Annotated in this window: 8 protein-coding genes; 3 read left to right on the top strand and 5 right to left on the bottom strand. The window is 70.2% G+C overall.

Going from position 1 to position 8,111, the window contains the following annotated elements; translation table 11 throughout:
* Positions 1–244 precede the first annotated feature (244 nt).
* The 3 genes from ACFWBT_RS39640 to ACFWBT_RS39630 all read right to left on the bottom strand — a co-directional run bounded on the left by ACFWBT_RS39640 (position 245) and on the right by ACFWBT_RS39630 (position 2,852).
* A complete protein-coding gene (locus tag ACFWBT_RS39640; protein WP_266763125.1) occupies positions 245–439 on the bottom strand; it encodes an acyl-CoA carboxylase subunit epsilon in 195 nt (64 codons plus the stop codon).
* 57 nt (positions 440–496) lie between these two features.
* The gene (locus tag ACFWBT_RS39635; protein ID WP_385708716.1) at positions 497–2,104 is read right to left on the bottom strand and encodes an acyl-CoA carboxylase subunit beta; all 1,608 of its coding nucleotides are present in this window, start codon (positions 2,102–2,104) and stop codon (positions 497–499) included.
* 250 nt (positions 2,105–2,354) lie between these two features.
* The gene (locus ACFWBT_RS39630) at positions 2,355–2,852 is read right to left on the bottom strand and encodes a hypothetical protein (RefSeq protein WP_385708713.1); all 498 of its coding nucleotides are present in this window, start codon (positions 2,850–2,852) and stop codon (positions 2,355–2,357) included.
* A gap of 291 nt (positions 2,853–3,143) precedes the next feature.
* On the opposite strand from ACFWBT_RS39630, the gene ACFWBT_RS39625 reads away from it, so the two are divergent.
* Positions 3,144–3,764 carry a YceI family protein gene (locus tag ACFWBT_RS39625; RefSeq protein WP_385708710.1) on the top strand — a complete coding sequence of 207 codons (621 nt, stop codon included), beginning with the start codon at positions 3,144–3,146 and terminating at the stop codon, positions 3,762–3,764.
* A gap of 177 nt (positions 3,765–3,941) precedes the next feature.
* Here the strand turns inward: ACFWBT_RS39625 and ACFWBT_RS39620 are convergent, their stop codons facing one another.
* A complete protein-coding gene (locus ACFWBT_RS39620; protein WP_385708707.1) occupies positions 3,942–4,532 on the bottom strand; it encodes a YdeI family protein in 591 nt (196 codons plus the stop codon).
* A gap of 297 nt (positions 4,533–4,829) precedes the next feature.
* Here ACFWBT_RS39620 and ACFWBT_RS39615 point away from each other — a divergent pair, with 297 nt between their 5' ends.
* Positions 4,830–6,449 (top strand): subtype B tannase, encoded by a 1,620-nt coding sequence (locus tag ACFWBT_RS39615; RefSeq protein ID WP_385708719.1) that lies wholly within the window; start codon positions 4,830–4,832, stop codon positions 6,447–6,449.
* Positions 6,450–6,460: 11 nt separating this feature from the next.
* Here ACFWBT_RS39615 and ACFWBT_RS39610 read toward each other — a convergent pair whose 3' ends face one another.
* Entirely contained in the window at positions 6,461–7,816 is a 1,356-nt protein-coding gene (locus ACFWBT_RS39610; RefSeq protein ID WP_385708704.1) for a hypothetical protein, read from the bottom strand.
* Between the two features lie 82 nt (positions 7,817–7,898).
* On the opposite strand from ACFWBT_RS39610, the gene ACFWBT_RS39605 reads away from it, so the two are divergent.
* On the top strand, positions 7,899–8,030 hold the full coding sequence (locus ACFWBT_RS39605) for a hypothetical protein (RefSeq protein ID WP_385708701.1): 132 nt from the start codon (positions 7,899–7,901) through the stop codon (positions 8,028–8,030).
* Positions 8,031–8,111: the final 81 nt, after the last annotated feature.

The following is an 8,111-nucleotide window of genomic DNA, read 5'->3' as shown; positions in this document are numbered from 1 at the left end:
CCGTTGTCCGTCTCCCCCGCGTCGAGAAGGGTCACGCCGCCACCGTTCCCGCCCGGTACGCCGCGGCGAGCGGGCTCCGAGCGAACTCCTGCCCCGTACGGCCGCGTTGAGCGGCGGGGTGACCCCGTACCCCCGAACGCCCGCCGGAACGCCCCCTGTTCGCGCCGGAGGGCCCTGCTAGCCCTCCGGACACACCTCAGCCCCGCCCTCCATCAGGAGGACGGGGCTGTCGGCGTCAGAACACTCAGTGCCAGCTGTGCGGGGCCCGGAAGCCGGGCTCGCGCTCCAGGCGGCGCCAGCCTGCCTTGCGGTGGGCGCGGTGGGCAGGAGCGGCATCAGTGGGAGCAGCGGCGGCACGGGCCAGGAGGATGGCCGTTATGGCGGCGACCTCCTCGGGCTCGGCGTGGCCCTTCTCGACGCGGATGTCAGGGGTGCTCATAGGTTTCAGTCTCCATGAGAGAGGTTTCCGCGGGGGTACCGCGGAGGATCCGCAGGGTTACTGCGGGGGGTTGCCGTGCTTGCGGGAGGGCAGGTCCGCGTGCTTGGTGTGCAGCATCGCGAGCGACTTGATCAGGACCTCGCGGGTCTCCGCGGGGTCGATGACGTCGTCGACCAGACCGCGCTCCGCGGCGTAGTAGGGGTGCATCAGCTCGGCCTTGTACTCCTTGACCATGCGGACGCGCATCGCCTCGGGATCGGCGGCATCGGCGATCTGGCGGCGGAAGATGACGTTGGCGGCACCTTCGGCGCCCATCACGGCGATCTCGTTCGTGGGCCAGGCGTAGGTGAGGTCGGCCCCGATGGACTGGCTGTCCATGACGATGTAGGCACCTCCGTACGCCTTGCGCAGGATGAGAGAGATCCGCGGCACCGTCGCGTTGCAGTACGCGTACAGCAGCTTCGCGCCGTGCCGGATGATCCCGCCGTGCTCCTGGTCGACGCCCGGGAGGAACCCAGGCACGTCCAGCAACGTGATGATCGGGATGTTAAAAGCGTCACACATCTGGACAAAGCGTGCAGCTTTTTCGGACGCCTCGATGTCGAGCACACCCGCGAGGCTCTGCGGCTGGTTGGCCACGATGCCGACGACCATGCCGTCGAGACGGGCCAGCGCGCAGATGATGTTGCGGGCCCAGCGCTCGTGGACCTCCAGGTAGTCGCCGTCGTCGACGAGCTCCTCGATGACCTTGGTCATGTCGTACGGGCGGTTGCCGTCGGCCGGGACCAGGTCCAGCAGCACCTCGCTGCGGCGGTCGGCCGCGTCCGCGGAGTCGGCGCGCGGCGGGTTCTCACGGTTGTTCTGCGGGAGCATCGACAGGAGGTAGCGCACCTCGGCGATGCAGGTCTCCTCGTCGTCGTACGCGAAGTGGCAGACGCCGGAGGTCTCCGCGTGGACGTCGGCGCCGCCCAGGCCGTTCTGGGTGATCTCCTCGCCGGTGACCGCCTTGACCACGTCCGGGCCGGTGATGAACATCTGCGAGGTCTCGCGGACCATGAAGACGAAGTCGGTCAGCGCCGGGCTGTAGGCCGCGCCGCCCGCGCACGGGCCGAGCATCACCGAGATCTGCGGGATGACGCCGGAGGCCCTGGTGTTGCGCTGGAAGATGCCGCCGTAGCCGGCCAGCGCGGAGACGCCCTCCTGGATCCGGGCGCCCGCGCCGTCGTTCAGCGACACCAGGGGCGCGCCGGCCGCGATGGCCATGTCCATGATCTTGTGGATCTTCGTGGCGTGGGCCTCGCCCAGCGCGCCGCCGAAGATGCGGAAGTCGTGCGCGTACACGAAGACCGTGCGGCCCTCGACCGTGCCCCAGCCGGTGATGACACCGTCGGTGTACGGCTTCTTGGCCTCCAGGCCGAACCCGGTCGCCCGGTGCCGGCGCAGCTGCTCGACCTCCTGGAACGAGCCCGCGTCCAGCAGCAGCTCGATGCGCTCCCGGGCGGTCAGCTTGCCCTTGGCGTGCTGCGCCGCGGTCGCCTTCTCACTGGGGCCCCGCAGCGCCTCCGCACGGATGGCGTGCAGTTCCGCCACACGTCCGCGCGCGTCCGTCGGTTCGCCTGTGGGGCTCGTGGAGCTTGCGGTGTCGGCCTCGTCCAAAACGGTCATGTAGTGACCTTACGAAGTCCACCAAGGAAAGAGGCCCGTCGACTCTGCACAGTCTCCGGACCGTTTTCCTGGTACCCCTGAACAGAACCGCCACCACATGCAGGCGATCTGACTGCTCAGAGGGGCCTGAGCTTGTAGAGATCACACAAACCCATCGGCCGAGAGCCACCTCACATTCACGCGGGGCACATGCCGTCACCAGGGTGACGCGGACCTCCGTTCGAGGGTCCGCGCACCCCGCGGCGACGGATCAGCAGCCGCCGCAGTTGTAGTAGATGACGTCCCAGTGGTTGCCCTCGTCGGCGTAGATGTTGCCGGCGCCGGACTTGTACTGCGGGGCGCCGTCGCCGCGCAGGCCCATGTAGGTGAAGTTGTTCTTGATGTAGGCGGTGACGCAGGTGTTCTTGCCGTAGTCGAGCTTGTAGCCGTTCCAGTGCGAGTACGTGCCGCCGGCGTGGCCGGTCTCGGTGCCGCCGGTGATGTTCAGCGCGCAGCCGCTGGACCCCTTGAGCGTCTGGGCACCCTGCGCGGTGGCGAGGTTGAGCTGCTCGAACGACGTACAGGTGGAGTTGTTGCGGTCGGAGCAGCCACCGGAGGACGACCAGGTGACGCCGACCTGGCGGAACATCGAGGTCGCGGTGGCGTGACTGATCTTGGTGACGGCGAAGGCGTCGGTGGCGGTGCCGACGACGGCGATACCGGGGGCCACGACGAGAGCGAGGGCGGTCAGCGCGGACCTGAACTTCATATGGGGGGACCTTTCCTGCGGAGGACCGTCGGGCGGCCGTACGGACGTACGGCCGTGCTTCCTGTGGGGCGGCTGTGCAGGGGGTGCACGCAGATGGTGCCCGAGTTCTACGCGCGTCCGCCAGAGGGCGGACCGAGATGACTCACCGTGACGCCGGAAGCGCGCTCCGAATAATGTTGAAACTTGAACGGAATAGGTCTACGGTTGCCCTTGTTGAGCTCGTTGAACATTCAACAGATTGACGCCGTGGCTCGGAACCGAACCGCGGCCCGTCCCCCCAAGGAGCACGTCATGGGCATCTTCGGCCGCAAGACCACCGACACCGCCGAGTCCTCGGCCACCGCGACGGCCACCGCCGTCAACCCGGACCTGGCCGCGCTGACCGGCGACTACACCATCGACCCGGCGCACTCGACGATCGGCTTCGTGGCGCGGCACGCGATGGTCACCAACGTCAAGGGCAAGTTCAACGACTTCGAGGGCACGCTGCACCTGGACGGCGGCGACCCGGCCAGGTCGACGGCCACCCTCGACGTCAAGATGGACAGCATCGACACCGGGTCCGCGGACCGCGACGGTCACCTGAAGAGCGCCGACTTCTTCAAGACCGACGAGTTCCCGGCGATGACCTTCCGCTCCGTCAAGGCGGAGGCCCTGGGCGGCGACGACTACCGGATCACCGGCGACCTGGAGATCCTCGGCACCACCAAGCAGATCTCCATCGACCTGGAGTTCAACGGCGCCGCGAAGGACCCGTTCGGCAACGAGCGCGTGGGCTTCGAGGGCAAGGCCGAGATCCTGCGCTCCGAGTGGGGCCTCACCTGGAACGCGGCCCTGGAGACCGGTGGCGTCCTCGTCTCCGACAAGATCAAGCTGAGCTTCGACATCTCGGCGATCAAGAACGCCGGCTGAGCCGTCGGCTCCCGCCGACCCGCGCCGGCCGAACCGTTCGCTCCGGCGGCACCCCGAGCGCGCCCGCCCTCCTGCTCCCCTCGGGGAGAGGGCGGGCGCTCCGGCGTCCGGGCACACGCCGACGCGTACGCCGGTGTCCACGGCCCCGACAGCGGGCACTCCGCCGTCCGCCCGCCCTCACGTCACCCGGCGCCCGGCCTCCAGTTCGCCGATCACGGCCCGCAGGCGCGCGGCTCTGGTCTCCGGCGTGCGCGCCCTCAGCAGGCCCACCACGGCCAGGTACTGATCGGTCTTGGCGAGGCCGTCGAAGAACCGCCGGGCCCGCGGGTTCTCCCGGAGCGCCGCGGCGAGATCGTCCGGCACCGTGGCCTCCCTCTGCGACGCGTACGCGGCCGCCCATCTGCCGTCCGCCCGCGCGGCCTCGACCTCCGCCAGGCCACCGGGCCGCATGCGCCCGGCCGCGGTGAGCTCCTCGACCCGCCGCACGTTCACCGTCGACCACAGACTGCCCGGCCGGCGTGGCGTGATCCGCTGGAGGAAGTAGGCGTCGTCGAACCCCTTGCGGTGACCGGTGATCCAGCCGTGGCAGAGCGCCACGTCGTTGACGTCCGCCGCGCTCACGGAGACCAGCCCGGCCCCCTTCTTCGCGACCTTCACCCACACGGCGGAGCGATGTCCCGCGTGGGCGGTCAGCCACGCGTCCAGCCGGTCCGCGTCCGCGAAGGTCTCGAACCCTGACGCGCTCTCTGCCCCATCGAGGTTGGCCATGGAAGAACGCTAGGACTTCCTCGGGTCTTCGGGTCGATTCCTGTCCCGAAGTCTTCGGGTCGATTCCTGTCCCGAAGGGGCTCCGATTTCGCCGCGTTCTCTGTGCGCCCGCCGGGAATTCATGAGTGTTCACAATGAAAGCAACAGAATTGTTGACACTTTTGTGGACAGCGAATTACGTTCGCGGAACAAGAGCGAACAGGGCGTCGGCAGATCGAATGTGCCGCGAAATCGAAGATGCCGCGAAGGGGAGAAATCTCAGTGAAGCACAGGGCAGTGAAGCGCAGGACCGTGGTCATGGGCATCGGAGCGACCGCGGGAGCCGCGGTGGCCGGCGGCTTCGCCCTGAACGCGAACGCGAACGGCACGTCCACCGCCACATCGGCGGGCACCCTGGTCTTCGACAAGGACGCCTACACCGAGCTGACGACGACCATCACGGATGCCGACGGCAAGGACCGCGAGGTGGTCTACCACTTCTGGAAGGCCGTCACCTATGTCGCCGACCCGGTTGACGCGAAGTACCAGAGCCTGAACGTCAGCGTCCCCGTCTCGATCGACGGCATCGCCGTGGATGCGACCGGCGCGCCCATCGTCTTCGCCAACTCGGTGGGCGGCTACATGCCCTCGTCCGTGGCGGACGCCACCGGTGTGGGCGGCGCGGGCATGACCGGCGGACCCGGCGGCGGTACCGGCGGCCCCTCCGCCGGCGCCTCGGCGTCCACGAGCGCCCCGGCCTCCGCGAGCGGCGGGACCGGCGAGGTCCCGTCCGGCGGCAACGCGATGGTGAACGCCCAGGGCGGCATGGTCAACCTCGGCAAGCTGGGTCTCGCGGCGGGCTACGTCGTCGTGGAGCCGGGCGCACGCGGCCGGACGCTCACCGACGCGGACGGCGCCTACTACGGCACCGCGCCCGCCGCGATCGTCGACCTCAAGGCCGCGGTGCGCTACGTCCGCGCCAACAAGGGCGTCATCCCCGGCGACACCGACCGGATCGTCTCCACGGGCACCAGCGCGGGCGGCGCGCTGTCGTCGCTGCTGGGCGCGTCCGGCGACAGCCGCATCTACGACTCCTACCTGAAGGAGCTCGGCGCCGCCGACGCGAGCGACGCGATCTTCGCGACCGGTGCCTGGTGCCCGATCACCGACCTGGAGCACGCCGACGGCGCCTACGAGTGGAACTGGGGCGCCAACGTCACCGCGAGCACCGGCAAGGTCGTCGACCAGACCGTCTCCAGGGCGCTCCGGTCGCAGTTCGCCGAGTACCAGGCCGGCCTGAAACTGCGCGGTTCGAACGGCTTCGGTCCGCTGAACGCCCGCAACCTCGACGCGTACCTGGTCATGACGTATCTGCAGCCCTCGGCCGGCAAGTACCTCGCGGACCTTTCGGACGCGGACCGCGCGACCTACCTGGCCGCGAACCCCTTCATCACCTGGTCCGGCGGCGAAGCGACGTTCACGTGGGAGGACTTCCTGACCCACGTGGGCGCCCGCAAGAAGACGACACCGGCCTTCGACGCCTTCGACCTCTCCGCGGGCGAGAACAACGAGTTCGGCAAGGGCAAGGCCGAGGCCCGTCATTTCACGGCGTACAGCCTGAAGAACGACACCACCGGCGTGACCGGCAAGCGGCTCGAGAGCGACATCCCCGAGAAGCTGAACCTGATGAACCCGATGTACCACCTCCGGCGGGACAACCCGGGCCGCTCCAGGCACTGGTGGATCCGTCTCGGCACCAAGGACTCCGACACCTCGCTGACGGTCTCGGCGAACCTCGCGGCCGCCGCGCGCAACCTGGGCGACGACGTCGACCACTTCTACTACTGGGACGAGGGCCACGGCTCGAACATCGACCCGGGCGAGTTCCTCGCCTGGATCGCCAAGGTGACGGGCCACAGGCAGCGCGCCGCCAAGTAGCGCCGGCTCCCTCAGAAGCCGCCGCCGAAGTCTCCGCCGCCACCGAAGTCGCCGCCCCCGCCGTCCCCGAAGCCGCCGCCGAAGTCGCCCGCGTCGAAGTCGGCACCGGAGACGTCGCCACCGTCGTAACCGCCGCCGAAGTCGCCGTATCCGGTGCCGTAGGCGGCCCCGTAAGAAGGGCTCGCCATCATGCTGCCGAGCACGGTGCCGACGAGGAGGCCGGGCAGCAGGCCGCCGCCGAAGTAGCCGCCCGCCCAGGGGCCGTACGCCGGACCCGCGTCCCAGTACGGACGGCGGCCGTGGTCCGTCTCGACCTCGCGGACCGCCGGGTCCTCGCCGTCGGCGAGACGGATCCAGTCCGCCTTGCAGACCGGGACCTCGCGGGAGGCGCCCCCGGCGGGTGTCCAGGCCGCGTCGGCGACGGACGGGCCGTGCCGGGGGTCGAAGAAGCAGGGCGCGCGGCGTTCGGGGACCGGACGGCCCTCGCGGCGCGCGGCCAGCACGGCGAGGGAGAAGCGGCCCTCCTCCAGGGACTGGGTGACAGCGCGTACGTCCTCGGGGCGCTGGGCCGCGCCCATGAAGGACTTCGCCTGCTCGTAGGCGTCCAGCGCGCGTTCGTAGTCGGCGCGCATCGCGTCGTCGGCGCCCGCCTCCGCGGGGTGGAAGTCGAGACGGTCCAGTTCCTCGCCGAAGGCTGTGATGTCCTCGTCCACGACCACGCGGAGCCTGTCGAGCGCGGCCCGCTGCTCCTCCTCCTTGCGGCGCCGGTTGCGGCGTACGACCGTGTACGCGCCCGCGCCGCCGACGAGGGCCACCGCGCCGACCGCGACCAGCGCCCCCGTGGAGACGCCTCCGTCGCCCGTGCCGCCGCCGCCCCAGCTCGCGGGGGCGGCACCGCGGATGTTGGTGAGCGCGCGGTCCGTGAAGTCGTTCAGCTGGGTGTTCGCGTCCTTCACGCCCTGGACGCTGGTGACGAGGTTCTGCACGGCGGAGCGGGACATCACCGCGGAGTCGGCGCGGGCGTCGAAGCGGTCGCCGAGCCTGACCTCGTAGAGGCCGGTGATCCCGGTGGCGGTGCGCAGGTTCTGGAAGAGGTTCTGGGTGGGGAAGTCCGCGGGGAGCACGGCGACGAAGACGGGCTTGTCCGCCTTCTTGATCTTGGCGGCGAGAGCGTCGGCCTCCGGCGCCGAGAGCTGGGCGGAGGCGGCCGGGTCCACATAGACGGGGCTCTCGCGAAGGGCCGCCGCGACGGTGGAGACGTCGGTGGCCGCGTGGGCCCGGGGCGCCGGGAACCACAGCGCCGCCAGGGCCGCGAGCGCCAGTGCGACCAACAGGCCCGGAAGTCCTCGGGTGTGTGCGACCCTCATGCCTTCGAAGCTACCCGAACCAGAACAAAACTGGGCATCGGGGAGGCGGCGGCCTCCTGCGGCCCGGGACGGGGAGCCGATCATGGCGCTCCCGGTCCTCACGGTCCTCCCGGTCCTCGTGTTCACCGCGATCCGGGTGCACACCGTGGTCGAGGACTGGCAAGCGCGCCCGCCGGCCAAGGGACTCAAGACCGCCGCGGCGACCACGCCGTAGGGACCCACGACCGCCGCGGCGACCACGCCGTAGGGACCGGGGACCGGAACGCGCGCGCCGGCCGGGGCTGATGCTCAGCCC

It is taken from the genome of Streptomyces sp. NPDC060027, from assembly GCF_042737005.1.
In the GTDB taxonomy this organism is placed as follows: Bacteria; Actinomycetota; Actinomycetes; order Streptomycetales; family Streptomycetaceae; genus Streptomyces.
The sequence above is the reverse complement of the archived record's forward strand: the minus strand, read 5'-3'. Positions and strand labels throughout refer to the sequence as shown.

Bases quoted from the DNA above. Each gene is read 5' to 3' on its own strand.
- ACFWBT_RS39640 (WP_266763125.1), bottom strand. From the start codon at position 439: ATGAGCACCCCTGACATCCGCGTCGAGAAGGGCCACGCCGAGCCCGAG.
- ACFWBT_RS39635 (WP_385708716.1), bottom strand. From the start codon at position 2,104: ATGACCGTTTTGGACGAGGCCGACACCGCAAGCTCCACGAGCCCCACA.
- ACFWBT_RS39630 (WP_385708713.1), bottom strand. From the start codon at position 2,852: ATGAAGTTCAGGTCCGCGCTGACCGCCCTCGCTCTCGTCGTGGCCCCC.
- ACFWBT_RS39625 (WP_385708710.1), top strand. From the start codon at position 3,144: ATGGGCATCTTCGGCCGCAAGACCACCGACACCGCCGAGTCCTCGGCC.
- ACFWBT_RS39620 (WP_385708707.1), bottom strand. From the start codon at position 4,532: ATGGCCAACCTCGATGGGGCAGAGAGCGCGTCAGGGTTCGAGACCTTC.
- ACFWBT_RS39615 (WP_385708719.1), top strand. From the start codon at position 4,830: ATGGGCATCGGAGCGACCGCGGGAGCCGCGGTGGCCGGCGGCTTCGCC.
- ACFWBT_RS39610 (WP_385708704.1), bottom strand. From the start codon at position 7,816: ATGAGGGTCGCACACACCCGAGGACTTCCGGGCCTGTTGGTCGCACTG.
- ACFWBT_RS39605 (WP_385708701.1), top strand. From the start codon at position 7,899: ATGGCGCTCCCGGTCCTCACGGTCCTCCCGGTCCTCGTGTTCACCGCG.